Source organism: Gordonia sp. PvP123 (genome assembly GCF_040547295.1).
Classification (GTDB): domain Bacteria; phylum Actinomycetota; class Actinomycetes; order Mycobacteriales; family Mycobacteriaceae; genus Gordonia; species Gordonia terrae.
Map to the genome: position 1 here is coordinate 179,361 of NZ_JBEPPN010000003.1, position 26,190 is coordinate 205,550.

The following is a 26,190-nucleotide window of genomic DNA, read 5'->3' on the forward strand; positions in this document are numbered from 1 at the left end:
GTGAGGGTCAGGTCAGTTGGCGAGATCGTCGACGGTGGCCGACTCGTTGCGCGACAGGTTGATGCCGAGGTTGGCAGCTGCGCGCTCCAGGTCCTCGTCGTCGGTGTCGTGCATCTCGATGGCCGCACCGTCGGAGCTCAGCACCTCGACGTTCAGGCACAGCGACTGAAGTTCCTTCAGCAGCACCTTGAACGACTCGGGGATACCCGGCTCCGGGATGTTCTCGCCCTTGACGATCGCCTCGTAGACCTTGACGCGGCCCACCACGTCGTCCGACTTGATGGTCAGCAGCTCCTGCAGCGTGTACGCGGCGCCGTAGGCCTGCATGGCCCAACACTCCATCTCACCGAAGCGCTGACCACCGAACTGCGCCTTACCACCGAGCGGCTGCTGGGTGATCATCGAGTACGGACCGGTCGAACGAGCGTGGATCTTGTCGTCGACCAGGTGGTGCAGCTTGATGATGTACATGTAGCCGACCGACACCGGGTACGGGAACGGCTCGCCGGAACGACCGTCGAACAGCGTCGCCTTGCCGTCGCCGTTGACCATCACCTCGCCGTCGCGGTTCGGCAGCGTCGAGGACAGCAGTCCGGTCAGCTCCTCCTCGCGCGCGCCGTCGAACACCGGGGTGGCGGTGTTGGTGTCGGGCTCGGCCGAGTACATGTCCTCGGGCAGACGCGACGCCCACTCCGGCACACCCTCGGCCACGTTGATGTTCCAGCCGGCCTTGGCGACCCACCCGAGGTGGGTCTCCAGGATCTGGCCGATGTTCATACGACGCGGGACACCGTGGGTGTTCAGGATGATGTCGACGGGAGTGCCGTCGGGCAGGAACGGCATGTCCTCCTGCGGGAGGATCTTGCCGATGACGCCCTTGTTGCCGTGACGGCCGGCGAGCTTGTCGCCGTCCTGGATCTTGCGCTTCTGGGCCACGTACACGCGGACCAACTCGTTGACGCCGGGAGCCAGATCGTCGTCGTCCTCGCGGCTGAACACGCGCACGCCGATGACCTTGCCGGTCTCGCCGTGCGGCACCTTCAGCGAGGTGTCGCGGACCTCACGGGCCTTCTCGCCGAAGATCGCACGCAGCAGACGCTCTTCCGGGGTCAGCTCGGTCTCGCCCTTCGGCGTGACCTTGCCGACCAGGATGTCGCCGTCGCGGACCTCGGCACCGATACGCACGATGCCGCGCTCGTCGAGATCGGCGAGCACCTCGTCGGAGACGTTCGGGATGTCCCGGGTGATCTCCTCGGCACCGAGCTTGGTGTCGCGGGCGTCGATCTCGTGCTCCTCGATGTGGATCGAGGTGAGCACGTCCTCTTCGACGAGACGCTGGCTCAGGATGATCGCGTCCTCGTAGTTGTGACCCTCCCACGGCATGATCGCCACGAGCAGGTTCTTGCCGAGCGCCATCTCACCGTTCTCGGTGCAGGGGCCGTCGGCGAGGACCTGGCCGGACTCCACGCGCTGACCCTCGTCCACGATCGGACGCTGGTTGGCACAGGTGCCGTGATTGGACCGCGCGAACTTGCGCATCCGGTACGTGTCGCGGGTGCCGTCGTCGGACATGACGGTGATGTAGTCGGCCGAGACCTCTTCCACCACACCGGTCTTCGTCGACACGATGACGTCACCGGCGTCGACGGCGGCACGCAACTCCATGCCGGTACCGACCAGCGGCGACTCGTTGCGCACCAGCGGCACGGCCTGACGCTGCATGTTCGCACCCATCAGGGCGCGGTTCGCGTCGTCGTGCTCGAGGAACGGGATCATCGCGGTCGCGACGGACACCATCTGACGCGGCGAGACGTCGAGGTACTCGACATCGGTCGCGCCGACGAACTCCACCTCGGAGCCCTTCTTGCGCACCAGGACACGCTCGTCGGTGATGCGGCCGTTGCCGTCGAAGTTGGTGTTCGCCTGACCGATGAGGAAGCGGTCCTCCTCGTCGGCGGTCATGTACTCGATGTCGTCGGTGACGTTGCCGTCGACGACCTTGCGGTACGGGGTCTCGATGAAGCCGAACGGGTTGACCCGCGCGTACACCGAGAGCGAACCGATCAGACCGATGTTCGGACCCTCAGGGGTCTCGATCGGGCACATGCGGCCGTAGTGCGACGGGTGCACGTCGCGCACCTCGAGGCCGGCGCGCTCACGGCTCAGACCACCCGGGCCCAGCGCCGACAGACGACGCTTGTGGGTCAGACCCGACAGCGGGTTGTTCTGGTCCATGAACTGCGACAGCTGGCTGGTTCCGAAGAATTCCTTGATCGCCGCCACGACGGGACGGATGTTGATCAGGGTCTGCGGGGTGATCGCCTCGACGTCCTGAGTGGTCATGCGCTCACGCACGACACGCTCCATACGCGAGAGGCCCACGCGGATCTGGTTCTGGATCAGCTCGCCGACGGTACGCAGGCGACGGTTGCCGAAGTGGTCGATGTCGTCGACCTCGACGGGCACCTCGACGCCACCGGGGACGGTCATGTAGGTGGTGGTGTGCGGGTCGGCCTCGTGCAGACGCACCAGGTACTCGACGGTCGCGATGATGTCCTCGCGGGTCAGGGTCGACTCGCCCACCATCGGGTTGCCGGTCAGACCCAGCTTCTTGTTGACCTTGTACCGGCCCACGCGCGCGAGGTCGTAACGCTTGTCCTTGAAGAACAGGTTCTCCAGGAGGTTCTCCGCGGACTCCTTGGTCGGCGGCTCACCCGGGCGCAGCTTGCGGTAGACCTCGAGCAGCGCCTCGTCCTGGTTGCCGGTGTTGTCCTTCTCCAGCGTCGACATCATGATCTCGGAGAAGCCGAAACGCTCGGTGATCTCCTCGGCGGTGAAGCCCAGCGCCTTGAGCAGCACGGTGACCGGCTGACGGCGCTTGCGGTCGATACGCACACCCACGGTGTCGCGCTTGTCGACGTCGAACTCCAGCCACGCGCCGCGACCCGGGATCACCTTGACGGTGTGCAGGGTCTTCTCGGTGGTCTTGTCGATCGAGGCGTCGAAGTACACGCCCGGGCTGCGGACCAGCTGGCTCACGACGACACGCTCGGTGCCGTTGATGATGAAGCTGCCCTTTTCGGTCATGATCGGGAAGTCGCCCATGAAGACGGTCTGCGACTTGATCTCGCCGGTGTTGTTGTTGATGAACTCCGCGGTGACGAACAGCGGCGCCGCGTAGGTCATGTCCTTGTCCTTGCACTCCTCGACGGAGGCCTTGACCTCGTCGAAGTGCGGCTCGGAGAACGACAGGGACATCGAACCGGAGAAGTCCTCGATCGGGGACAGCTCGTGGAGGATGTCCTCGAGGCCACCCGTCGGGTTCTCGTCACCGCGGGCGATCGCCTTGGCGCGCCACTCCGGCGAACCGACGAGCCATTCGAACGAATCGAGTTGGAGGTCGAGGAGGCCCGGAACCTCCAGCGGCTCGCTGATCTTTGCAAACGACGCGCGATGCGGCGCGCCGGGGATTGTTGAGGTGGACTGGCGGTTGACTGCCAAGATGCGTCCTTCCAACACGACGTTATTCACAACCTAGATGTGCAGTACGTGGCTTGATGGGCCGTTCGCTGGTGACACCCTGGGATCGGCGATCACCGCAGCACACACGTCTAGGAGTGGCCGAAGAAGGATCGATAGATGGACAGGAGGCAGCCAGCGCAACGTCCAACTGTAGCAGAAAATAGACGCACTTTGTCAAGCCGTCTGGAAAGCGAGTTCGCGCGGGTGGCTGCCTGCACGTCGATCGCTGGTCACAGACTGGCCCGACATCGCCGCCACGTCAAGCGCTACGCGCGAATTTCGTGAAGTCGGTGCCGAACTCGGCTCCCGACCTGGTGATCAGGGTGCGGCGCAGGACGATCAGAAGGGCTCGACCGCACGGATCCGCCACTGATCACCCTCACGCACCATGGCGAACTGGGCACGTGGTGCACCGCTGTTGGTGGCCATGCTGTTCTGCGTCTCGCTCACGATCAGATTGGCGATGACGGTCGCCGTGGCGCCGTCGCCGCCCCCGGAGAGGTCCCGCACGCCGATCGCGTCGACGCGGCATTCGGCGCCCGTCTTCGTCTGCGTGATGAGGTCCCGCTGCGCCTTGAGCGTCTCGTCGAACTCGGTGCGGGCCTGCCCGGTCAGGGCGTCCTGCGCACGCTGCTGCCACTTGTCGAGCTCGGTGTGGTCGTACCCGAACACCGCGCAGATCCGCTCCTGGGCCTGCGAGGTCAGCTGCGCCGTCGACTCCTGGTCGACGAACGCCTTGTTGGGCCCGATCTCGGCACCGGGATGGAACGCGAGGATCGCGGCGACGACGAACAAGCCGGCCGCGATGGCCGCGAGAACCCCGGTGCGGATGCCGAGCGGACCGCGCGAGGCACCGCTCCCCCGCCGGTCCCGCCGGCCGGGACGCCGGCCCATCGGCCGATTCGGCGTGCCCGAGGTGTCGGAACCCGCTGCCGACGCGTCGCCCCGACGCAAGGTCGAGACCCGCGCGACCGGCTTGGTCTTGGGTTTGGTGATCGAGACCGTCGAGGTGTCCGCCGGATCTGTGCTCTCGGGGGTGTCCGTCGTGGTCTCGGCGGTTTCCGTCGTGGTCTCGGCAGTTTCCGTCGTGGTCTCGGCAGTTTCCGTCGTGCTCTCGGCAGTTTCCGTCGTGGTCTCGGCAGTTTCCGTCGTGCTCTCCGGGGCGTCCGTCGTGCTCGCCTCGAGGCGTTCGTCGGCGGGCCCTTCGTGGCTCGTCGCTTTCGCTCCTCGCACCTCAGGGGGCAGGGAAGTACGGCCGGCGACCTTCGGGGTCGGGCGGCGCTTCGGGGTGGGCTTCTTCTTACCGCGATCGTTGGCCATCAGTTGCCTCCCTCCGGAGCCGGGGCCGCCGGAGCGGGCGCACCGCCGCCACCGTCGGCGTAGGCGATGCCCTCGAGGCCGAGGACGTTCTCGGCCTTCCAGGTGTCGCCGTCCTTGGTCATGCTGACGTCGAAGCCGCGCGTCTCGTCGATACCGGCCTGGCCGGGACGCTGCAGGGTCGTCACCACGTAGACGAGCACCTTGGCCTTGTCCTCGTCGGCGTCGACCTCGCTGGGCGCGCTGCGCAACAGGCGCGCGCTCAGCTTGGCGGTGTTGGGCCCGGCCGTGCCGAGCATGTCGAGGACGCTGCCGTCCTTGCCGCCCAGCACCTCTTCCTTCGCCTTGCCGGTCAGCGAGGCCTCGGCACGCTTGCGGAAGCCGTCGACGTCGGCGGGGTCGATCGTCGTGATGTTCAGGACGGCCTGTTCGGCCGCCTGCGTCGCCGCGTCGCGCGTCTCCTGTGCGGGGTACTCGTCGAAGTAGACGTTGTAGGCACGCACACCGAACACGGCGACGAGCACCACGCCGACCACGATCGCCGCGGAGGCCAGGGCGCGGGGCGCGAACCCCGCCGCCCGCCGCACGGCGGGACGGATGCCGCTGGGCTTCTTCTCTGTCGGTTCTGGGGTGCCAGTCATCGGGAACACACTGTATATATCGCTCCTGAGCGCAAGCCAAGGCCGGGAACCGGACCATGCGGTCCGGTCGCCGGCGGCGACGCGCGTCGGGTGGTGGGGTCTACCGCGGCCGGACGCCGAGCAACGCTGCGAGCTGCTGGGCGAGCGGGTTCAGGTTGAGCTTGTCGGGATCCTTCTTGGGGGTGTTGTCCCACGGCTGCGGGTACGCCGGGTTGGCGTACTGGGCACGCTCGGCGCTTCGGACGCCGGTCGGATTACCGAACGGCACGGTGCACTTCGCGTCGGTGTTGAATGCGAAGTCGTCGTAATGGACGTCGAAGTTCGGGTTCTTCCGACGGGCCTCGGCGAGCACCGCGTCGGTGCCCTCGTATCCGCGCGTACACGCGGCGGGATTGTTGGTCTCGAGCACGACACCGAAGTGGATCTGACCATCGCCCGGAGCCGGGGCATGGCTGCCCGCCGACAGCGCCGACAGCATCGCGAACGTCGTCGACGTCGTGTACGTCGCCGGCTCGATGGTCCGGGCCACCTCGGCGAGGTCCTTCACGACCTTGGAGAGGTCGTTGCCGTTCTTCTGGATCAGCTCCGAGATCTGCGTCGCCGACAACGTGCCCGTCGTCAGCAGTCGACGCAGGTCCGGATCGGCGGAGGCCAGGGTCGCGGTCACCAGGTTCAGGTTGCGCGACCACGTGAGGATCGCGTCGGACTGATCGGCCTGGGTGTCGAGCACGACATCGGAGTTCTGGATGAGGGCGACCGTCTCGCTCAGGTTGTCGACGCCGGCCCGGGACAGCTTGCCGAGCGAGTCGACCAGACGGGTGAGGTTCTCCCCCTGGCCGTTGAACGCGCGGCCGAGTTCGGTGATGACCGTGTTCAGGTCGTCGACCGGGATCGAATCCGTGAAGTCGATCGCCGAGGCGACCACGTCCTCGAGCGGTTCGGGGAGCGCGTACTTGGTGATCGTGTCGCCGTCTTTCAGGTACGGCCCCTCCGACGACGTCGGCTGCAGGTCGACGAACTGCTCACCGATCGCGGACCGGTTCGCGACGACCGCGGTCGCCGACGCCGGGATCTCCGGCCCACCGGAGTCGATGTCGAGTGCAACGTCGACCCCGTCGGGCGTCAGCGTCAGCTTGCCGACCCGACCCACCGGCACACCCTGGTAGGTGACCTCCGCGTTCGTGAAGATGCCGCCGGAGTCGGGCAGCTGGGCGGTGACCGTGTACATGCCGACACCGGCGAGCTTGTCCAGGCGCGCGTACTTCGCACCCACGTACACCAGGGCGACGAGGCCGACAACGACGAACACGATCAGCTGGATCTTGACGAGCTTGCCGATCATCGTCCTGCTCCTGACGGGTTCTGGGTGGGCGCGGCCGGCGCGAGTCCCATCGCGGCCAGCGGGCCGTCGAGGATGCCCTGCCCCGGTGTCGCCGGGGTCGGCATCGGGCCGGCAGCCTCCGCGGGCCGGGCGAAGGACGCCGGGTAGCGCCCGCCCGACGGCGGCGTGTTCGGTCCCGGACGCCAGTTCGGACCCGGCGGCAGCAGGGTGATGGTCGGCCAGCCGTAGCGCGGGCCGTTGCCGCGGTAGTACGGGTTGCGGCGATCGACCGGCACGCTCACCCGTGCGGGCGGCGAGTACTTCGGGGTCCCCTGGCCGACGCCGAGCGCCTCGAGCTGGTTGAGGACGCGGAGGTCGAGCGTCATGAACAGGTTGGTCGAGTCACCACGCACACCCGGCAGCAACCAGTCCGGGAACGGGTGGGTCAGCATCAGCGGTGCCGCGGTGATCAGATCCGGAGCCGCCGCGGCGAGCTGGGTCAGCACCGGCCGTAACGCCTTCAGGTCATTGATCAACGCCTTGCGCGACTTGCCCAGCACGTCGGTGCCGACCTGACCGAGCTGATCGAGCTTGGTCAGCAGTTCGACGAACTGCGGCCGTTGCTCCTCCAGCACCTCGACGCCCGCGGGCAACTGCTTGAGGATGCGGTCGATCTGCGCGGTCTGCGCCGCGGTCCGGGTGGACAGTTCGGCCAGTCCGTCGATCGCGGTGACGATGTCGTCGCGCTGCCGGTTGAGGCCTGCGATCAGGTCCTCGGTCTCGCCGATGAGGTCACGGACCTTGTCGGTCCGGCCGTCGAGCGCCTTGTTCAGCTCGGTGACGATCGGCTGAAGCTGATTGAGGCCACCGCCGTTGAGCAGCAGGGCCAGAGCCCCGAGGACCTGCTCGATGTCGGTCGCGGTACGTGTCCGCGACACCGGGATCGGCTGGTCGGGATTCTGGCGCGGCGCTTCGGCACTGCCGTCGGGTTCGGTCAGCGACACGAACTTCTCACCGAGCAGCGAGGTCTGCTGGACGCTCGCCTCGGCTTCGTCGGAGAGATCGACGTTGTTCTGTACCTCGACGGTGACCTGGGCGAACCACTGGTCGTTGGGCACCTCGACCTTGGTCACTCGGCCGACCGGGATTCCGTCGCGCTTGACCATCGACTGCGGCACGAGATCGAGCACGTCGTCGAACTGGATCTTGTAGGTGCGCGCGTTGTCGCCGGTGTTCACGCCGCCGGGCAGTGGGATCGACTGGATGCCGTTGGACATACAGCCCGACACCAGGAGGGTGAGCGACAGAGCGGCGCCGGCCACCGCCGTACGCATCGTCCTGCGGTTCATCAGTTACCTCCCCGGGGGCGCGGGGTGGACGACGGGGCCGCCGGAGACCTCGACGGCGACGGGTTGCCGATCTCGGGATCGGGGTTGCCCGGGACGGTGCCCGGCACCGGTGCGCGCTGCAGCTTGTTGTTACTCATGATGCCGAACGGCAGCACCGGCAACAGCGGCTCCAGGACACCGCGCTGGATCTGGTCACCGATCTCCTCGCACTGGCTGATCAGCGGCCGGAGCGTGTTGCTGAACTGATCGGCAGCCGGGTTGCCCGGGAGCAGCGCACCGAGGTCGAGCAGGCGGCACTGGGCCCCGATCAGATCCTGCAGATCCGGGATCGTCAGACGCATCGACAACGTGCCCGACTCGGCGTCGTACGCGTTGATCAGGTTGTTCACCGTGATCGGCAGCACGGTCAGGACCTCTTTGAGGTTGTTCTTCTGGTCGAGCAGGGCCTGGGTCGTCGGCTGGAGGTCCTTCACCGTCTCCCCGATCTGCTCACGGTTGTCGGCGAGGAAGGTCGCCACATCGCCGAGCGCGATCGACAGCTTGTTCAGCGCGGCGGCGAGCTGCTCGCGCTCGCCGGCGAGGAACTGGTTGAACGAGGCCATCTGCGTGTTGAACTGCCGCACCTGGGCGTCGTTCTCGCGCAGTGCGCCGACGAAGGTGTTGAGGTTCTTGACGGTGTCGAACAGGTTGCCGCGCGAATCGCTCAGCGTCGTCGACGCCTTGGACAATCCCTCGATCGCCTGGCCCAGCTTCTCGCCGTTGCCCTCGAGATTCTCTGCGCCGGTCGTGACCAGTTCGCTCACGGCGCCCTGTCGGCCGGTGCCGTCGGTCTTGTTGGCGCCGTCGGGTCCGAGGGCGTCGGACAGCTCCTTGACGCTCGCGTAGATCTCGTCGACCTCCACCGGGATCATCGTCTGGTCCACCGACAGGGTGAGATCGCGCGGCGCCTTCTCCCCGCCCGTGTAGGCGGGGGTCAGCTGCACGTAGCGGTCCGCCACGACCGACGGGATGATCTGCACCGCACGGACATCCGCGGGCAGCTCCACTCCCCGATCGACCGTCATGGTCACCTTCACGGTCTCGCCCTGCGGCGTCACCGAGTCGACCTTGCCGACCGCCACGCCGAGAACGCGGACGTCGGAGCCCTCGTAGATGCCGACCGAACGCTTGAACGTCGCGGTGATCTTGGTGGTCCCGATCGAGGTGAACACCCACCACAGCGCTCCCGCCAGGATGAGCGCGATGATCAGTCCGATCACGAGCACCACGATGTGCCGCGGCGTGAACCAGCGGCCTGGACCCGCGTGCCGGGTCAGATCCGGTGTGGTCATCAGCCGACCCCCGTTCCGGCGTTGTTCTCCATGGCCTGCTTGTTCGGCGGCCGCGTCGTGTTCTGCTGCGGCAGCGCGGGCGGCAGCAGGTTCACCACGGACGACTCGAACCAGCGACCGTTGCCGAGCACGTTGGCGTACAACCGGTAGAACGGCGCCATGTACTTGATGGAGTCGCGAATGTTCTGGTTCTGACGCTGTAGCAGCTCATTGACGCCCTTCAGCGCATCGAGCGCGGGTCCGATCTGTTCTTCGTTGTCCCGCACGATGCCGGTGAGCGAGTCGCCCAGGCTCGTCGTGCTGGCCAGCAGCGCCGAGATGTTGCGCTGCCGGTTGTTCAGCTCGTCGAGCAGCTGGCCTGCACCACCGATGAGGCGCACGAACTCCTCATTGCGATCGGCGAGGATCTTCGAGGTGTCCTTCGTCGCGGCGAGCAACCGCTGGACCTCCTGATCACGGCTGGAGATCGTCTCCGACAGACGCGCGATGCCCTCGAGCGCCGGACCGGTCGTCCCCGCCGTACCCGAGAACGTGTCCGACAGGACGCGCATGGACTCCGCCAGCTGGTCGTTGTCGAGTTCGCCGATCTGCTCGGCCGCCCCGGAGAACGCCTCGATGACGTCGTAGGGGGCCACCGTGTCGGTCAGCGGGACGTCGGGATCGGCGGGTTCACTGCCGCGCGGGTTCAGCGACAGGAACTTCTGACCGAGGATCGTCTTGATCTGGATGGTCGCCTGCGTCTGGTCGCCGATCCACGTGTTCTCCACCCGGAAGGTCACGTTGACGCGATCGCCGTCGAGGGTCACGTCGTCGACCTCGCCCACCTTGACGCCCGCGACGCGCACCTCGTTGCCCGGTTTCAGCCCGGCGGCCTCGGTGAACTTCGCCGTGTAGCGGGCGCCCGCGCCCAGCAGCGGCAGTTCGGCGAGATAGAACGAGCTGAGTCCGAGCATCAGCAGGATCAGGATGCCGATGGCACCGATGCTGACCGGGCTGCGCCGGCCACCGAAACGCCGGTGCGGATGCTGCACCGGGGCCTGCTCCTCATCGCGTTCGGTGTCGTCGTGCTCACCGCCGCGTGGGTTCGGATCGTTGTTGTCTGCCATCGTGGTCACCCCCCTGGCCGGTCGTCGGCCCAGCAGCGCGTGGCCGCGCTGGTGTAGAGCACATGATTGATGTCGGGTAGCGGGACCAGCGGTTGCGTCAGCACCGGCGACTTGCCGTTGCCCGCCACCACGTCGATGCCGCACAGATAGAACTGGAACCAGGACCCGAATGTCGCTGCGCGACCGATCTTCTGGAGCTTGATCGGCAGGTTGGTCAACGTCTCCTCGATGTCCGCGTCGCGCTTGTTGATCTGGTCGGCGAGCGACTTCAGTCCCGCGATGTCGCCCTGGATGGACGGGCGTGTCGCACCGAGGATGTTGGCCGTGACCGAGGTCAGGTTGGACACCGAGGTGATCGCCGAGCCCACCGAACCACGCTGCGCCGCAAGCCCTGTCACGAGCTTCTCGGTGTTGTCGAGGAGGCTGGTGAACTGCTCGTCGTTGCGATTGACCGTGTCGAGGACCTTGGTGAGGTTGGTGATCAGCTCACCGATGACCTTGTCCTTGTCGGCGATCGCGTTGGTGAGGTCGGCCGTGTCGCTGACCAGACGGGTGATCGAACCACCCTGCCCGTCGAAGATCGCGATGATCTGCTCGGTCAGCTTGTTGACGTCGGAGGCGGACAACTGCTGGAACAGCGGCCGGAATCCGTTGAACAGTTCGGTCAGGTTCACCGGCGGGTGGGTGTCCTTGACGCCCGGTGTCAGACCGAACGTGTGGCCCTGCGCGACCGTCTGCGACGGGTCGCCTGCGCCGCGCTCGAGCGCGAGGTACCGCAGTCCGGTCAGATTGCGGTAGCGGATGAAGAGCTGCGTGCCGTCGGGCAGACGGTCGCGGTCGACGTTGAACGCGACCTTGGCCTTGTTGCGGTCATAGACCTCGACGCTCTCCACCTGTCCCACACGCACACCCGCGATACGGACGTCATCGCCCGGGTTGAGCAGGGTGGCGTCGGTGAAGACGGCGTTGAACTTCGCGTCACCGTCACCGCCCGCGTTGGCGATGGTCACGGCGAGCAGACTCGTGGTCACCACGGTGACCACGCCGAAGACGACCAGCTTGATCAGCGGTCCGACGATCGACTTCATTTGATGTCGACCTTCGCACCCTGCAGCGCACCGCCGCCGATCATGGTCACCCAGGTGGGCACCTCTTCCGGCGACTTGCCCGACGTCGCGCCGTAGATGACCTGCAGCTGCTTGCGGAAGTCCGGGTCGTCGAACGGGTTCGACTCCACCGCAACGGGCTTCGCGCCTGCCGGTGCGGCCGAGACCGAGCCGGCGGGCACGCCGCTGAACTGCGGCTGCGGCAGCTCACGCATGGTGCGGGGGCCGGCGTTACGCGACGGCGGCTGGTAGCTGCCGTCGGCGAGCGAACCACCCGGGTACTGCGGGAACGGGCGGTTGCCGCCCATCTTGGGGTCGTAACACACGGCGGGCGGATCGAGGTCCATGAAGCGGGGTTCGTCCTGGTTCGGTAGGTAACGGCCACGAGGATTGGTGAACTGCAGGTTCACGCGCACGCCCGGGTTCTTGGTGCCCTGGCCGACGATCTTGCGCGACTCCGGGATCAGGCCCGCGAAGTTGCGGAACGTGCACACGAAGGTCGGCGACTGCTTGGCCAGGCCGACGAGGAGTTCCTCGGAGTCGACGGCGAGGTCGATGAGGTCCGTGCGGTTCGCCCGGAGCCAGCCGGTCAGGTCGTCGGACGCGACGCCCAGGGTGGCGATGAGCGTGCGCAGGTCGTCCTGACGTTCGACGATGGTGTTCGTCGTCGTGCGCAGCGAGTCGAGCGCGTCGACCACGTCGGGCAGCGCCTGCGAATACGTCTGCGAGAAGCTGGCCAGTCCTTCGAGGGTGCCCTCCAGTTCGGGCAGGTTCTCGTTGATCTCGCCGAAGATCTGATCGAGCTCTTCCAGCGTCGTACCCAGTTGCTCGCCGCGTCCGGACAGCGCCGACGACAGGGAGGTGAGGGTGGCGTTCAGATCCTGCGGCGGGATCGCCTCGAGGACCGGGAGCAGCTTGTCGAACAACTGCTGGATCTCCAGCGCGTTGCCGCTGCGATCGGTCTGGATCGTCGCACCGTTGGTCAGTGTCGGCCCCGAGTTGTCCTCCGGCACCTGCAGGGCCACGTAACGCTCGCCGAACAGGGTCTTCGGCAGGATGCGCGCGGTGGTCTCGTCCGACAGCGTCGAGGCCTGGTCGGGATTGAGTCCCAACACGACTTCGACGCGACCGTCGGGTCCGGGCTTGACCTCGCGCACCTCACCGACCGTCATGCCGCGGGCCTTGACGTCGGCATTCGCCGGCAGGGCGTTGCCGGTCGAATCGGTCACCAGCGTGACGTCGGTGAACTCGGTGAACGTCTTGTTGAACTTCGTGATCGTCAAGGTGAGGAACAGCGCGACCACGAGGAAGAAGACCAGCCCGAGCAACCGTTTACGCAGCAGCGTCACGCTAACCCCCCACTCGCACGGTTGTCGTGGTGCCCCAGATCGCCAGGCCCAGGAAGAAGTCAAGGACGGCGATGAGCACCAGAGCCGCTCGTACCGCGTGACCGACGGCCACGCCCACACCCGCGGGACCGCCCGAGGCGTAGTAGCCGTAGTAGCAGTGCACGAGGATGATCACGAACGCGAAGACCAGCACCTTGCCGAACGACCACAAGACGTCGGCCGGTGGCAGGAACAGGTTGAAGTAGTGGTCGTAGGAGCCGCCGGACTGGCCGTTGAAGACCGTCGTCACCACCCGGGACGCCAGATACGCCGACAGCAGGCCGAGCACGTAGAGCGGGATGACCGCGATGAACCCGGCGATCACGCGGGTCGACACGAGGAACGGGATCGACGGCACGGCCATCGTCTCCAGCGCGTCGATCTCCTCCGAGATGCGCATGGCACCGAGCTGGGCGGTGAAGCCACAGCCGACGGTCGCCGACAGCGCAAGTCCCGCCACCAGCGGCGCCACCTCACGGGTGTTGACGTAGGCGGAGAGGAAGCCGGTCAGGGCCTGCGAGCCGATCTGATCGAGTGCTGCATAACCCTGCAGGCCGACCACGACGCCGGTGAACCCGGACATCAGCACCATCACGCCGATCGTGCCGCCGATGACCGCGAGCCCGCCCGAACCGAACGCGACTTCGGCGAGAAGGCGGAGGACCTCGCGCGTGTAATGCACGATCGTCTTCGGCATCCAGGCGAGCGTCCGGCCGTAGAACGACATCTGCTCGCCTGCGCCGTCGAGCACCTTCAGCGGCTTGCCCAGTTGTTTGCGGGCCTCGTACATGTAGTACTCGGGCCGGCTCTTGGCGATTGTCACACCGCCCCCACCATCGGTCACTTCTAGCTCCCCTTCGGTGGGACGACCTGCAGGTAGACCGCAGTGATGATCAGGTTCGCCAGGAACAGCAGCAGGAACGTGATGACGACGCTCTGGTTGACCGCGTCACCCACGCCCTTCGGACCGCCCTTGGGGTTGAGGCCCTTGTAGGACGCCACGACTCCGGCGAGGACACCGAAGATCGCGGCCTTGAGGGTCGACACCCAGAGGTCGGGCAGCTGCGCCAACGCGCCGAACGACGCGAGGTAGGCGCCCGGCGTTCCGCCCTGGACGACGACGTTGAAGAAGTAGCCACCACCGATGCCGATGACGGCGACCAGTCCGTTGAGCAGCATCGCGACCAGGACCATGGCCAGCACACGCGGTACGACGAGGCGCTGGATCGGGTTGATGCCGAGCACCTCCATCGCGTCGATCTCCTCGCGGATGGTCCGCGACCCGAGGTCGGCGGCGACGGCCGACCCGGCCGCACCGGCGATCAGCAACGACGTCACCAGGGGCGAACCCTGCTGGATGACGACGAGAACGCTCGCCGCACCGGTGTAGGACTCCGCACCGAGCTGCTTGATGAGCGAACCCGTCTGCAGCGAGACGATCGCACCGAACGGAATCGCGATCAGTGCCGTCGGCAGGATCGTCACGCTGGCGATGAACCACGCCTGCTGGATGAACTCCCGCCACTGAAACGGGCGCACAAAGGTCTGGCGTGCAACATCGACGAAGAGCTGAACAATATTGCCGGTCTGCGACAGGGCACCTGTCCCGGCTTGCGCGATTCGATCGACGCCACGCGTGGTGGCACTGCTCATCCTTAGGGATTCCGCCCTTCGTTCCCATCAGCACGATGGCTGGGCTTGGTCAGTGCATCACCGGGTGTGTGCCACTGCTCGGTCGGGGCATCACTGCCGCCGTAGTCGATGACGTCGGTCTTGGAATCCGCGACCGCCACATTTCCCTGCGCGGGGGTCCACTCATTGCCGCCCTGGTTGTTCGCGCCCGGGTCGTTGCCGTTCGCCATGTTGTCGGCGTGGGCGCGGCTCTCCTCGCGGATCTGGTCTTCCTGTTCCTGGCTGCGGCGGATCGCCTCCTGGGCGTTCTGCGGCAGGTCGGGAAGCATCTGATGGACGCGCTCGCGGTGACGGGCGATCGCCTTGCGCTCGGGCATACCGGGATTGGGCTGCACCTGCGGGATGATCTCGGTGAAGTCCTCCTTGGTACCACCACCGGAGATACCCGCGGCCTGCATCGCCTCTTCCTGCTTCTGCACCGCCTCGTCCTTCTCCTCCGACATACCGATCGGACCGAACCGGTCACCGGAGAGGAACTGCTTGACCACCGGCTGCTCCGAGGTCAGCAACTGCTCACGCGGACCGAACATCACCAACTCCTTGCGGAACAACATGCCGATGTTGTCCGGAATCGTCCGCGCGATGTTGATGTTGTGCGTCACGATCAGGATCGTCGCATCGATCTGGGCGTTGATGTCGATCAGCAACTGGCTGATGTAGGCCGTACGCACCGGATCCAGACCCGAGTCCGGCTCGTCACACAGAATGATCTGCGGATCCAGCACCAGCGCACGCGCCAGACCGGCACGCTTGCGCATACCACCGGAGATCTCACCCGGGAGTTTGTCCTCGGCACCGGTCAGACCGACGAGGTCGATCTTCTCCATCACGATGTCGCGGACCTCGTTCTCCTTCTTCTTCGTGTGCTCACGAAGCGGGAACGCGATGTTGTCGAACAAACTCATCGACCCGAACAACGCACCGTCCTGGAACAGCACACCGAACAGCTTGCGGATCTCGTAAAGCTCCTTGGCCGAACACTGCGTGATGTCGGTGCCATCGATGATCACCGACCCCTGCTCGGGATGCAGCAGACCGATCAAGGTCTTCAGGAACACCGACTTACCGGTACCCGACGGACCCAGAAGCGCGGAGACCTCCCCCTCCGGCAGGGTCAGAGAGACATCACGCCAAATGTTCTGCGAACCGAACGACTTGGTGAGTCCTTCGACGCTGACCTCAACACCCACAATTCCTCCAGACGATCGCTGCCCCCGAGGCGGCCACGGTGTGACCGCGCACCAACCGGTGGCATTTGTGGTTGCGGTCACTCTAACCGACTTGACCCACCCCACAACGCCACCGCATGGTTCTCAGCATTGGCTGCGGGGAAACCTACCGCCCGGTAACTCTCGCCGCGACGATGACAATATCCGATGGTTCGCGGTGAGGGAAGTCGGGTCACGGCCCCCGATGTGACGGCCACCGCAGACCTGGGCTCCACCTGCGGAACATCGGATCGACGACCCGACGCCCGCCGGACGATGCTCGGCGGGCGGGGTGTCGACGTGATGTCTGTTACTGATTCGAACGAACCGAACTCGGCGTTACGACCCCTCGGACAGCAACGAGCCCGGGACAGCGATGCTGTCCCGGGCTCGTGAACGCTTGCGCGTGACTCGGTCTTACTTGACCGAAACCTTGGCGCCGGCCTCTTCGAGCTTGGCCTTGGCAGCCTCGGCGGCCTCCTTGTCGACCTTCTCCAGCAGAGCCTTCGGAGCGCTCTCGACGAGGTCCTTGGCTTCCTTCAGGCCCAGGCCCGAGACGACCTCGCGGACGACCTTGATGACCTGGATCTTCTTGTCGCCGGCACCCTCGAGGATGACGTCGAACTCGTCCTGCTCGGCAGCAGCCTCGGCGCCACCGGCAGCCGGCGCACCGGCAGCGGCGACGGCGACGGGAGCAGCCGCGGTGACCTCGAAGACCTCTTCGAACTTCTTCACGAAATCGCTGAGCTCCAGCAGGGTCAGTTCCTTGAACTGATCGATGAGCTCGTCAGCGGTGAGCTTCGCCATGATCGGCGTCCTTCCTGTATGTCCCCGTACGGGGCTTGGTGTTCATCCCCGTACGGTTCGGGGATTGCGGTGGTGCGGCGGGCGACCTATTCGGTCTCGCCGGCTTCGTTCTTCTTCTCCTGCAGGGCCGCGGCCAGGCGCGCCACCTGCGAAGCCGGCTGGTTGAACAGACCGGCAGCCTTTGCCAAGTTGCCCTTCATGGCACCGGCGAGCTTGGCCAGCAAGACCTCACGGGTCTCAAGGTCGGCGATCTGCTCGATCTCGGCAATGGACAGCGCGCGGCCGTCCATGTACCCGCCCTTGATGACCAGCGCCTTGTTGTCCTTGGCGAAAGTCTTGATCGCCTTCGCGGCCACGACCGGCTCACCCTCGATGAAGGCGATGGCGGTCGGACCGGTGAACAGCTCGTCGAGCCCTTCCACGCCCGCCTCAGCAGCGGCACGCTTCACCAGGGTGTTCTTGGCGACGGAGTAGGTTGCACCCTCACCGAGGGAACGTCGCAGCGTGCTGATCTGGGTGACGGACAGGCCACGGTATTCCGTGACAACCGTCGCCGTGGAGCTCTTGAACTGCTCCGCGATCTCCGCAACTGCGGCGACCTTTTCGGACTTGGCCATACTTCGCCTCCTCTCCTCGTCACTATGAGTTGGTCGAGTCCAACAAGAGAGCGACGGGCAACGGGAGGCGATCGAGGGCGGAGATGACAAACGCCCCGGCACACAGGCACGGGGCGTGAACGCACACACTGTTCGTGTGGGGCGACATTCCTCGTTCATCCTGCGTGGGCCGGCGACCTCGTCGCGCCTTCGTCCGGGAAATCCCGACGACCAACGGTCTCTGGTTGAACCGATACGACACACGGGTGTGCATCACATCGACGACTAGGCTACGCGGACGTGGACGAACAATCCAAATCGCCGGACCGGCACGACCCGAACGGCCGCGCAGCGGCCGCCGCGAGCGCCGTCTACGACCGGCATCTGCAACGCGCGTTCTGGCTGCCGGGGACACGCGCCGCGGCCGTGGCATGGCCGATCGGACGAATGCAGGCGCAGTTCGGATCCTGGCACTACTGGTGGCACGCGCACCTCGTGGACCTCCTCGTCGACGCCGCGATCCACCGAGTGGGAGCGGACCGTTCCTTCGACCCCGACGTCGCCGACGACGTCAACCGGCTGCTGCGCGGCATCCGAATCCGCAACGGCGGCCGCTGGACCAACAACTATTACGACGACATGGCCTGGCTCGGCCTCGCCATCGAACGCGCCGACCGTCACCTTCACCTCGACCACGCGGGCGGACTCCGCACCCTCGCCGGCCAGATGCTCGACGCGTGGGTGCCCGACGACGGCGGCGGAATCCCGTGGCGCAAGGCCGATCAGTTCTTCAACGCGCCGGCCAACGGTCCGGCCGCGATCCTGCTGGCGCGCACGGGTCACGTCGAGCGCGCGGTGGCGATGTGCGACTGGATGGACGCCAACCTCATCGATCCCGACACCCATCTGGTCATCGACGGACTCAAGAAGCTTCCCGACGGTTCGCTGAAGCCCGAGACCGGCACCTACACCTACTGTCAGGGCGTCGTCCTGGGCGCCGAGCTGGAGGCGTTGCGTGCGACCGGAGATCGTCGGCACCTCGACCGTCTGACCCGGCTCCTCGGCGCCGTCGAACGCCACTCCTGCACCGACGGGGTGATCAACGGAGGCGGCGGCGGGGACGGCGGGCTCTTCCACGGCGTGCTGGCCCGTTACCTGGCACTCGTCGCCACCGACCTGCCCGACGTCGACGGTTCGGATGACCTGCGAGAGCGCGCCGCCCGGATCGTCACCCGCAGCGCCGACGCCGCATGGGCCAACCGCCGCGAGGTCGCCGGCCACGCGGTGTTCTCCAGCGACTGGCGCCGGCAAGCGGTGATCCCGACCGGCAACGGGGCAAAAGCCCAGTTCGTCGAGGGTGCGGTCAATCCGTCGGAGATCCCGGAGCGAGACCTGTCGGTCCAGCTGTCGGCGTGGATGGTGCTCGAGGCGGCCGCCGCCATCGACCTTGGTTTACCCGAATGTGACCAGGAACACACTCGCCCATGACCAAAAGACGCCACCTCGTTAGCCATCCGATATCGACGCTGAGTTATCCTTCAGCAAATGCGTGAAGTGACCTGGACCACACTGTAATCCGCAGCCAGCGGACGGGCCGGGAAGCAAGCGACCGACACGACGGGGTGTCGGTGTCCACCCGGCCGTCTCGATCCGTGCAACAACCCGCGGGTGCGTCACCTCATCCCAGGCAGGGTGATGCACCATGACGTACCAGCTGGATCCCACACGGTCGCGCGCACGTGTCGTTCCGTCGACGCGCACCCGCACCACCGGTGCGCCGCATTTCGGCACCCTCCCCCTCGGCGATCCCACCGGCGGCGCCGACGGCATCCGCTGGCGCGAGCAGGTCGACGGCAAGCAGCTCTACCCTCGGGTCGTCATCGACCGCGACGTCTCCATCACCATGAGTGACGGGGTGGTCCTGCGCGCCACGGTCATCCGGCCCGCCAACCGGTTCGGTCAGACGGTCCTCACGCCGTACCCCGCGGTCATCAACATCAACCCGTACAACCGCGCGGCCATCGACTTCATCGACCAGACCCTCCACGCGCCGGTGCTCGGGAAGGCGTTGCACACCGCCTCCCGCTCCATCGACGGGACCGGAACGGCCCTCGAGGGCCTCACGACGCTGACGCAGACGCTGTCGGGTGGCGTCTTCGACGTCTTCGGCATCAACCGCAACCTGGTGCGCAGCGGGTATGTGCAGGTTGTCGTCGACGTCCGCGGTACCGGTGCGAGCCTCGGCAAATGGCAGATCCTCGGTCCTCGCGAGCAACAGGACTCGGTGGAGGTCATCGACTGGGTGACCGGGCAGGAGTGGTGCGACGGGACCGTCGGGATGGCGGGCTGGTCGTACTCCGCCATCAACTCGCTGCAGGCCGCCGACAAGCGGCCCGCCGCACTCAAGGCCGTGTTCGCCGTCGAGGGGTGCGACGACCTGGTGCGCGACATCTACATCACCGGCGGCATGCCGTCGGCCTTCATCCCGGTGTGGCTGTCCGCGGTCAACATGCTCAAGTGGGTTCCCAACCCCGCCAACGTGATCCGCGACCTCGTGCGCGGTGACGCGGTGCGCTGGGCGATCGATCGGGTGAAGTCCCCGGCCACCGAGATCCCCTCGCTGCTGTGGGGATTCCTCACCGCACGCGATCCCCGCATCTTCGACGACCCGTACTTCGATGACCGCGACCCGATCGTCGACCGCATCGAGGCGCCGACCTTCACCGTCGGAGCCTGGCATGATCTGTTCGGCCGCAGCGCAACCGGGGTGTACGAACGTCTGCAGATGGAGCCGGGCCGCAAACAGATGATCGTCGGCGACGGCTATCACCTCGACGTCGGGTCGGGCTACGGCGGGCAGTTCGCGCCGCCACGCCTCGACGTCCTCGAACGCGCGTGGTTCGACCGCTGGCTCAAGGGACACCGCAACGGGATCGAGTACTACGGGCCGGTCACGATGCTGCAGCAGGGTGGCGCATGGACCGCGGGGCAGAGCTTCCCCCGTCCCGGGGTGGCCCCGACCCGGCTCTACCTGACCGGCGAACCGTCGTCGACCGCGGATCACTGCGTCCACGACGGTTCACTGAGCACCGCTCCCGCACAGTCTGTGTCGTCCCTGCACGTGCGCCCGGACAGCCGGGGCCTCCGCTCCCGCGACATGACCCAGGTGACCGCGGGCGCGACGCTCGCCCTCGGCGCCGACTTCGCCCGGGATGCGCGATACCAGGAGCGTGGCGCATTGTCGTTCACCACGGAGCCGGTCGGCGAGGCCACCCCGATCAGCGGCGCGATGAACCTCCGGCTCAACGTCGCGACGACCGCACACGAGGCCATTTGGGCGGTGACCGTCAACGATGTCGCTCCCGACGGCACGTCGGTCGTATTGACCAACGGTGCGTTGTCGGCGTCGAATCGCGCTCTGGACCAGTCGAAGTCGACCTACGCCGACGACGGCAGCCTGCTCTCGGCGCACCACTACCTGTCCCGCAAGCGCAAGCTGCCCGTACCCGCCGACGAAGCGATCCGCATCGACGTCGACCTCGTCCCCACCGATGCGGTCCTCCAGCCGGGCCATCGTCTCCGGGTCGATGTCTACGCCGCGAGCCTGCCGCGTTACCTGACCCTGGTACCCGATCTCATCAAGGCACGCGGGCGTCGCCATCAGCGTCTGGTCCTCGACCCCGACCACCCGAGCCACCTGACGCTGCTGGCCGGCGACGGGCTGCGCTGAGGGCATTCGCCGGACAAGCCGAGGGGCGGCCCAACTGGCATAGTGGCTGCCATGCACACGGATCGCGCCGATCGGGGACCGACGTGAGACTCGGCATGCTGTATTCGTTGTCAGGCGCCCAGGCGGAGATGGAGCAGTCGATCCTGGACGGGGCGATGCTCGCGGTCCACCAGATCAACTCGCGCGGTGGCGTTCTGGGCTCGGACGTCCAGGTCGCGATCTATGACGACCACTCCGAGGTGTCGTCGACCGCCCGCGGGGTGGATCATCTGTGCACCACCGAGAACGTCGACGCCATCGTCGGTGGGTACACCTCGGCGGCACGCCTGGCGCTGACCCCGGCCATCCATGCGAACGCCTCGCTGTTGATGTATCCCACCTACTTCGAGGGCGAAGAGACCGACTCGCGCATCTTCTACTGCGGTGCCGCACCCAACCAGTACGTCGCCGACTATCTCGCGTGGATCGCCGGCACTCTCGGCCGGCGCGTATACATCGCCGGCTCGGACTACATCTATCCGCGGGTTCTGGCCGAAGCCATCCGCCGACTCGCCGGGAGCCTCGGGATCGAGATCGTCGGCGACCGCTATGCACCCCTCGGAGAGACCAGGTTCGAATCGATCATCGACGACATCGGACGCGTGCGACCCGACGTGGTGGTCTGCAATCTCGTCGGCGCCGACTCGACGACGGCCTTCTACACCCAGTACCACCTCGGCGGATTGACCGCGGACACGATGCCGATCGCGGCGACCGTCACCACCGAGCTGGACCTGGCCCACATGCCGACCGCGGTCAGCGACGGTCACTACATGGTCGCGACCTACTTCGCCGAGCTGTCGTCGCCGGTGAACGACACGTTCCGGCGCGAGCTGGCCGACGTGCGGGGCCAGCGCTGGAGTCACGCCGCCCAGGTCGGGGCCTTCAACGCGGTGCACGCGCTCGCGCTGGCCGCCGAGCAGGCCCGATCGCTCGACGTCGACGCCCTGTCCCGCGCCCTGATCGGCATCCGATTCGAGGAGAATCCCGAAGGCGCGCCGTTCTTCTTCCGCGCCAACCACTACAGCTCGCACCCGTCCTATGTCGGTCGTGCCGCGGGTGGCAGGTACGAGGTCATCGCCGACTTCGCCGCACGCCAGCCCGATCCGTGGTGGTCAGGGAGTCGGCCGCCGGCTCCGGTCCCCCCGTCCGCGGGACGTCTCGCCGACGCATAGGGCCAGGTAGTAGTCGGTGCGATCGACCATCGACTGCAAGCCACGTCCGGTCAGCTTCTCGATGCGCGACAGCCGATATCGCAGTGTGTTGATGTGGATGCCCAGTTCGTTGGCCGTCGCGCCGGAGTGGCAGTCGAGCGCGAAGAACGTGCTGAGGGTCGACACGTAGCTCGTGTCCTTCTCCCTGTCGTAGGCGAGGACGGGATCGAGCAGCGAACGGCGCAGCTCCGCCGACCGTTCCGGGTCACCGGCCAGCAATGTCGCGGCGAGCGGCACCGGAAGCGCGATCGTGGCCGGCGACTCGTCGTCGGCGCGGGAGTTCCGCTCGGCCATCTGTCGCGCGTTGATGAGCCCCCTGGTCAGGTCGTCGCTGCTCCGGATGACGTAGGAGCTGCCGCCGACGGCGAGCTCGGCGTGCCGGGCGACGAAGACGTCGGTGAACACCTGCAGATGTGCGTCGAAGTCGCGTCCCGCCGGTGGCACCGAGTCTTTCTCCGTGCCGGTCTTGATCAGCGCGTAGGCCACCGAGTCATGTGCTGCTGCAACGGTTGCCAACCCGGCGCAGGCGCCCAGGTCGTGCAGGGCGTCGACGACCCGCGCCGACGAGGTGTCGCTGTGCGGACCGATGACCACCGCCACCGAGTGGACGCGATCGCCCGGCCCGTAGCCGAAGGACCCCACCCACGAATCCATCGCCGACGATGGGATCCGCGCCTCGATCAGCTCGCGGACGAGGCCCCCCTCCAACGGTCTGCGCATCGCCCGGTTCACCCGCAGCAGGTGCGCATCGGCGTCGATGTCGTTCGCGAGTTTGCGGACCCGGGTCGATTCGAATGGTCGGCGGCGCGGGTTCGAGAGGACCAGCGCCGCACCAGACCTCGGCAGGGTGATGTGCAGGGCCGCCGCGGTTCCACCGATCGCATGCAGGACGGCGGGGGTCAACGCGGTGGTCTTCCTCAGCAGATCGGTATCGACGGTCGCCGACGATGCGGTGAGGACCGCGCCGTCGAGGAGCACCGCCCCGCTGATGCCCGACGCGCGGTGAAACGCTCCGAGGGACGCCAGAATCGAGGCCACCGGACCGGATTCGCCGACGGTGTCGTCGACGACGGCATGCGGCGTGACGACCACCTCGACGTCACGGAACGTCTTGGTCCTGGGGAGCATGTAGATCGGCACACCGTGACTCACGCAGGCCGACACGAACTCGGCGGAAAGGTTGTCGTCGTCGGTGTCCACCACCACGGCGGCCGCTGCGCGCTGCCGCAGGGTCGCCGCGAACACCTCCGGCGCGCCCACAGCCGGCCATCCCGTCGACCCCATGTGCACGATGTCGCCCGCGCCGACGTCCGCGGGCTCGATCCGGCCGGCCTCGCAGGTGCCGGACACCTCGACGTGTCGCGTCCGCCCGGCGGCCCCCGGCGTGACCGACAGCAGACCCACGCCGATGACGACGTCGCCCACGGTCGCCATCCCATCGCCTCCTCGCCGCCATCGGTGTTCGTCGATTATCGGCGCTCGCAGTCGTTCTCACCACCCGACCGGGCACCATCGTCGTTGTTTCCGTTGTGTGACATCACGTTTCCGGTCCATGTCGGACACATCCGCGTTACGCGCCGAGTACGACGGTTCGTGCAGGTCGCGTGCTCGCGGCCGGTCGGTCGCGTGCGTCCGTCCAGCCCTGCGCGCCGCACCACTGGCTGGTGAGCCAATTGTTCGACAGCGCCGCGCCGGGTTTCGTGATGAGCGTCCCGAGACCGCTGAGCCACGAGGAAGTACCCATGACGAAAGCCATCAGCCGGACCGACAAGGTCCGCACCGCCGTCGACATCGGTGGGACGTTCACCGACGTCTTCATCCAGCAGTCCGACGGCACGATCGTCACGGCCAAGTATCCGACCCAGAGCAATCCCATCGAGGGCGTGCTGGCCGGTATGGAGCAGGCCGGCGTCGCGTGGGAAGATGTCGAATTCTTCTCGCACGGAACGACGATCGCGACCAACGCGCTCATCACGAGGAAGTTCCCGAAGGTCGCGCTGGTGACGACCGAGGGGTTCCGGGACGTGATCGAGATCCGGCGCGGCGACCGTGAGTCCTGGGACCCGTACCAGGAGGTCGCCCCGCCGGTGGTCCCGCGTCGCCACCGCCTGACCGTTCCCGAACGGATCGGTTACGACGGCACCGTCCTCGAGCCGCTCGACGAGGGCTCCGCGCGCGAGGTCGCCCGCATCCTGCGCCGACGCGAGATCGAGACCGTGGCAGTCTGTTTCGTCAACTCCTTCACCAACCCCGCCCACGAGAACCGGATGGCCGAGATCCTCGCCGAGGAACTGCCGGGTGTGTCGATCACCACCTCGAGCGATGTGCTGCCGGAGATCTTCGAGTACGAGCGGTTCTCGACGACGGTCGCCAACGCCGCCCTGGTCCCGATCATCGGCCCCTACGCCCGGACGCTCGAGGGCCGGCTCGCCGAAGCCGGATACGACAACGACGTCCTGCTGCTCCATTCGGGCGGCGGGGTCATGACCCCGACCATGGCCGAGAAATACGGCGCCCGCCTGGCCGCCTCCGGCATCGCGGCGGGAGCCATCGCGAGTCGACACATCGCCCGCACGTGCGGGTTCGACAACTCGATCGGGTTCGACATGGGCGGGACCTCCACCGACGTGTCGCTCACCGACAACGGCGTGCTGGCAACGACCAACATGTGGAGCGTCGCGTTCGGCCACCCGATCTGCTTCCCCAGCATCGAAGTGCTGACCATCGGCGCGGGGGGCGGTTCGATCGCCTGGCTCGACGACGCCGGTTCACTGCGCAACGGTCCACAATCCGCGGGGTCCGACCCCGGGCCGGCCTGCTACGGCGCGTCCGGGGATCTCGCCACCAACACCGATGCCAACCTGATCCTGGGCACCGTCGGCAAGAAGCTGGCCGGCGGCGTGAAGGAGCTCGACGAGTCGATGGCGCGGGCCGCCCTGGAGAAGATCTCGGCACCACTGGGTCTCGACGTCGAGACGGCGGCCCAGTCGATCATCAAGGTCGCCAACGCCAACATGGCCGACGCGATCCGCCTGATCTCCATCCGCAAGGGCCACGACCCGCGGGACTTCGCGCTGGTCGGTTTCGGCGGAGCCGGACCCCTGCACGCCGCCTATCTCGCCAAGGACCTGGGCATCCCGACCGTCATCATCCCGCCGCACCCGGGAGTCACCTCGGCGATGGGTTGCATGCTGGTCGACATCCAGCACGACATCACCCGGATGTATCTCGCCGACGCCGCGGGCGCCGACCTCGACCACCTCACCGCCACCTTCGCCGAACTGCAGGAGGAGGGACGGGAGCGTCTGACGGCCGAGCACGTCGATCCCGACGACATGCTCTTCGAGTACTACCTCGACATGCGCTACGAGGGACAGTGGCGGGCGATCGCGGTGCCGGTCTCGATGCCGCTGACAAGCCTGGACGAGGTCGTCGCGACCTTCCACGCGACACATCTCAAGGAGCACAACTTCGCGGCGGAGGACACCGGCGTCGAGATCTACCGGATCTCGTTGCGCGCCATCGGACTCACGCCGCGGATGGACGCGGCCCCCGCCGACCTGGTCGATCCAGAGACCTTCACCCCGGAACCCCTCGAGGTGCGGGACGTGCTGTTCCCCGACGAGGTCGCACGACTGGCCACGCCGGTCTATGACCGAGCCGGCCTGCCGCCCGGAGCCGTACTCACCGGGCCGTGCATCGTCGACCAGCTCGATTCGACGACCGTCGTCCCGCCGCGGACCTCCGCGCGGGTCGACGAGTGGGGCAACCTCCTGCTCACCGCCGCCGAGTGATCTCCCATCGACTCTGACAGAACAGGAAA

Annotated in this window: 19 protein-coding genes; 4 read left to right on the forward strand and 15 right to left on the reverse strand. The window is 66.9% G+C overall.

Annotated features, from left to right (window positions below; genetic code table 11):
* Positions 1-12 precede the first annotated feature (12 nt).
* The 14 genes from rpoB to rplJ all read right to left on the reverse strand — a co-directional run bounded on the left by rpoB (position 13) and on the right by rplJ (position 17,405).
* Entirely contained in the window at positions 13-3,501 is a 3,489-nt protein-coding gene (rpoB, locus tag ABIC25_RS06290; RefSeq protein WP_004023376.1) for a DNA-directed RNA polymerase subunit beta, read from the reverse strand.
* Positions 3,502-3,861: 360 nt separating this feature from the next.
* Positions 3,862-4,842 carry a hypothetical protein gene (locus ABIC25_RS06295; protein WP_354560502.1) on the reverse strand — a complete coding sequence of 327 codons (981 nt, stop codon included), beginning with the start codon at positions 4,840-4,842 and terminating at the stop codon, positions 3,862-3,864.
* Positions 4,842-5,480 carry a hypothetical protein gene (locus ABIC25_RS06300; RefSeq protein ID WP_033206430.1) on the reverse strand — a complete coding sequence of 213 codons (639 nt, stop codon included), beginning with the start codon at positions 5,478-5,480 and terminating at the stop codon, positions 4,842-4,844. Before ABIC25_RS06300 ends, ABIC25_RS06295 begins: the two co-directional genes overlap by 1 nt.
* 100 nt (positions 5,481-5,580) lie before the next feature.
* Entirely contained in the window at positions 5,581-6,822 is a 1,242-nt protein-coding gene (locus tag ABIC25_RS06305) for an MCE family protein (RefSeq protein WP_004023373.1), read from the reverse strand.
* Complete coding sequence (locus ABIC25_RS06310) at positions 6,819-8,150, reverse strand: MCE family protein (protein WP_004023372.1); 1,332 nt, start codon at positions 8,148-8,150, stop codon at positions 6,819-6,821. The genes ABIC25_RS06305 and ABIC25_RS06310 overlap by 4 nt, the downstream gene beginning before the upstream one ends.
* Positions 8,150-9,481: an MCE family protein gene (locus tag ABIC25_RS06315; protein WP_354560504.1), complete on the reverse strand. Its 1,332-nt coding sequence runs from the start codon at positions 9,479-9,481 to the stop codon at positions 8,150-8,152. Before ABIC25_RS06315 ends, ABIC25_RS06310 begins: the two co-directional genes overlap by 1 nt.
* Entirely contained in the window at positions 9,481-10,587 is a 1,107-nt protein-coding gene (locus ABIC25_RS06320; protein WP_064569590.1) for an MCE family protein, read from the reverse strand. Before ABIC25_RS06320 ends, ABIC25_RS06315 begins: the two co-directional genes overlap by 1 nt.
* A gap of 5 nt (positions 10,588-10,592) precedes the next feature.
* Positions 10,593-11,675 carry an MCE family protein gene (locus tag ABIC25_RS06325; protein WP_004023369.1) on the reverse strand — a complete coding sequence of 361 codons (1,083 nt, stop codon included), beginning with the start codon at positions 11,673-11,675 and terminating at the stop codon, positions 10,593-10,595.
* Positions 11,672-13,042: an MCE family protein gene (locus ABIC25_RS06330; RefSeq protein ID WP_064569567.1), complete on the reverse strand. Its 1,371-nt coding sequence runs from the start codon at positions 13,040-13,042 to the stop codon at positions 11,672-11,674. The genes ABIC25_RS06325 and ABIC25_RS06330 overlap by 4 nt, the downstream gene beginning before the upstream one ends.
* Position 13,043: 1 nt before the next feature.
* Positions 13,044-13,925, reverse strand: coding sequence for an MlaE family ABC transporter permease (locus tag ABIC25_RS06335; RefSeq protein WP_004023367.1), 882 nt, complete (start codon positions 13,923-13,925; stop codon positions 13,044-13,046).
* Between the two features lie 2 nt (positions 13,926-13,927).
* On the reverse strand, positions 13,928-14,734 hold the full coding sequence (locus ABIC25_RS06340) for an MlaE family ABC transporter permease (protein ID WP_004023366.1): 807 nt from the start codon (positions 14,732-14,734) through the stop codon (positions 13,928-13,930).
* Between the two features lie 2 nt (positions 14,735-14,736).
* A complete protein-coding gene (locus ABIC25_RS06345; RefSeq protein WP_064569568.1) occupies positions 14,737-15,963 on the reverse strand; it encodes an ABC transporter ATP-binding protein in 1,227 nt (408 codons plus the stop codon).
* A gap of 435 nt (positions 15,964-16,398) precedes the next feature.
* Positions 16,399-16,788 (reverse strand): 50S ribosomal protein L7/L12, encoded by a 390-nt coding sequence (rplL, locus tag ABIC25_RS06350; protein WP_004019500.1) that lies wholly within the window; start codon positions 16,786-16,788, stop codon positions 16,399-16,401.
* An 86-nt stretch (positions 16,789-16,874) separates the two neighbouring features.
* Positions 16,875-17,405 carry a 50S ribosomal protein L10 gene (gene rplJ / locus ABIC25_RS06355; protein ID WP_004019499.1) on the reverse strand — a complete coding sequence of 177 codons (531 nt, stop codon included), beginning with the start codon at positions 17,403-17,405 and terminating at the stop codon, positions 16,875-16,877.
* A gap of 279 nt (positions 17,406-17,684) precedes the next feature.
* Between rplJ and ABIC25_RS06360 the strand changes: the two genes are divergently transcribed.
* The 3 genes from ABIC25_RS06360 to ABIC25_RS06370 all read left to right on the forward strand — a co-directional run bounded on the left by ABIC25_RS06360 (position 17,685) and on the right by ABIC25_RS06370 (position 22,328).
* Positions 17,685-18,872 carry a glycoside hydrolase family 76 protein gene (locus tag ABIC25_RS06360; protein ID WP_354560506.1) on the forward strand — a complete coding sequence of 396 codons (1,188 nt, stop codon included), beginning with the start codon at positions 17,685-17,687 and terminating at the stop codon, positions 18,870-18,872.
* 214 nt (positions 18,873-19,086) lie between these two features.
* On the forward strand, positions 19,087-21,114 hold the full coding sequence (locus ABIC25_RS06365) for a CocE/NonD family hydrolase (protein WP_033206350.1): 2,028 nt from the start codon (positions 19,087-19,089) through the stop codon (positions 21,112-21,114).
* Between the two features lie 95 nt (positions 21,115-21,209).
* On the forward strand, positions 21,210-22,328 hold the full coding sequence (locus ABIC25_RS06370) for a transporter substrate-binding protein (RefSeq protein ID WP_239399886.1): 1,119 nt from the start codon (positions 21,210-21,212) through the stop codon (positions 22,326-22,328).
* Here the strand turns inward: ABIC25_RS06370 and ABIC25_RS06375 are convergent.
* Entirely contained in the window at positions 22,269-23,801 is a 1,533-nt protein-coding gene (locus ABIC25_RS06375) for a PucR family transcriptional regulator (protein WP_354560508.1), read from the reverse strand. The genes ABIC25_RS06370 and ABIC25_RS06375 overlap by 60 nt on opposite strands.
* Positions 23,802-24,109: 308 nt before the next feature.
* Between ABIC25_RS06375 and ABIC25_RS06380 the strand changes: the two genes are divergently transcribed.
* Positions 24,110-26,161 carry a hydantoinase/oxoprolinase family protein gene (locus ABIC25_RS06380; RefSeq protein ID WP_354560510.1) on the forward strand — a complete coding sequence of 684 codons (2,052 nt, stop codon included), beginning with the start codon at positions 24,110-24,112 and terminating at the stop codon, positions 26,159-26,161.
* Positions 26,162-26,190 lie beyond the last annotated feature (29 nt).

Excerpts from the sequence above, each read along its gene's own strand:
- ABIC25_RS06295 (WP_354560502.1), bottom strand. The coding sequence starts at position 4,842 with ATGGCCAACGATCGCGGTAAGAAGAAGCCCACCCCGAAGCGCCGCCCG.
- ABIC25_RS06300 (WP_033206430.1), bottom strand. The coding sequence starts at position 5,480 with ATGACTGGCACCCCAGAACCGACAGAGAAGAAGCCCAGCGGCATCCGT.
- ABIC25_RS06305 (WP_004023373.1), bottom strand. The coding sequence starts at position 6,822 with ATGATCGGCAAGCTCGTCAAGATCCAGCTGATCGTGTTCGTCGTTGTC.
- ABIC25_RS06310 (WP_004023372.1), bottom strand. The coding sequence starts at position 8,150 with ATGAACCGCAGGACGATGCGTACGGCGGTGGCCGGCGCCGCTCTGTCG.
- ABIC25_RS06315 (WP_354560504.1), bottom strand. The coding sequence starts at position 9,481 with ATGACCACACCGGATCTGACCCGGCACGCGGGTCCAGGCCGCTGGTTC.
- ABIC25_RS06320 (WP_064569590.1), bottom strand. The coding sequence starts at position 10,587 with ATGGCAGACAACAACGATCCGAACCCACGCGGCGGTGAGCACGACGAC.
- ABIC25_RS06325 (WP_004023369.1), bottom strand. The coding sequence starts at position 11,675 with ATGAAGTCGATCGTCGGACCGCTGATCAAGCTGGTCGTCTTCGGCGTG.
- ABIC25_RS06340 (WP_004023366.1), bottom strand. The coding sequence starts at position 14,734 with ATGAGCAGTGCCACCACGCGTGGCGTCGATCGAATCGCGCAAGCCGGG.
- rplL (WP_004019500.1), bottom strand. The coding sequence starts at position 16,788 with ATGGCGAAGCTCACCGCTGACGAGCTCATCGATCAGTTCAAGGAACTG.
- rplJ (WP_004019499.1), bottom strand. The coding sequence starts at position 17,405 with ATGGCCAAGTCCGAAAAGGTCGCCGCAGTTGCGGAGATCGCGGAGCAG.
- ABIC25_RS06365 (WP_033206350.1), top strand. The coding sequence starts at position 19,087 with ATGACGTACCAGCTGGATCCCACACGGTCGCGCGCACGTGTCGTTCCG.
- ABIC25_RS06370 (WP_239399886.1), top strand. The coding sequence starts at position 21,210 with ATGCTGTATTCGTTGTCAGGCGCCCAGGCGGAGATGGAGCAGTCGATC.
- ABIC25_RS06375 (WP_354560508.1), bottom strand. The coding sequence starts at position 23,801 with ATGGCGACCGTGGGCGACGTCGTCATCGGCGTGGGTCTGCTGTCGGTC.
- ABIC25_RS06380 (WP_354560510.1), top strand. The coding sequence starts at position 24,110 with ATGACGAAAGCCATCAGCCGGACCGACAAGGTCCGCACCGCCGTCGAC.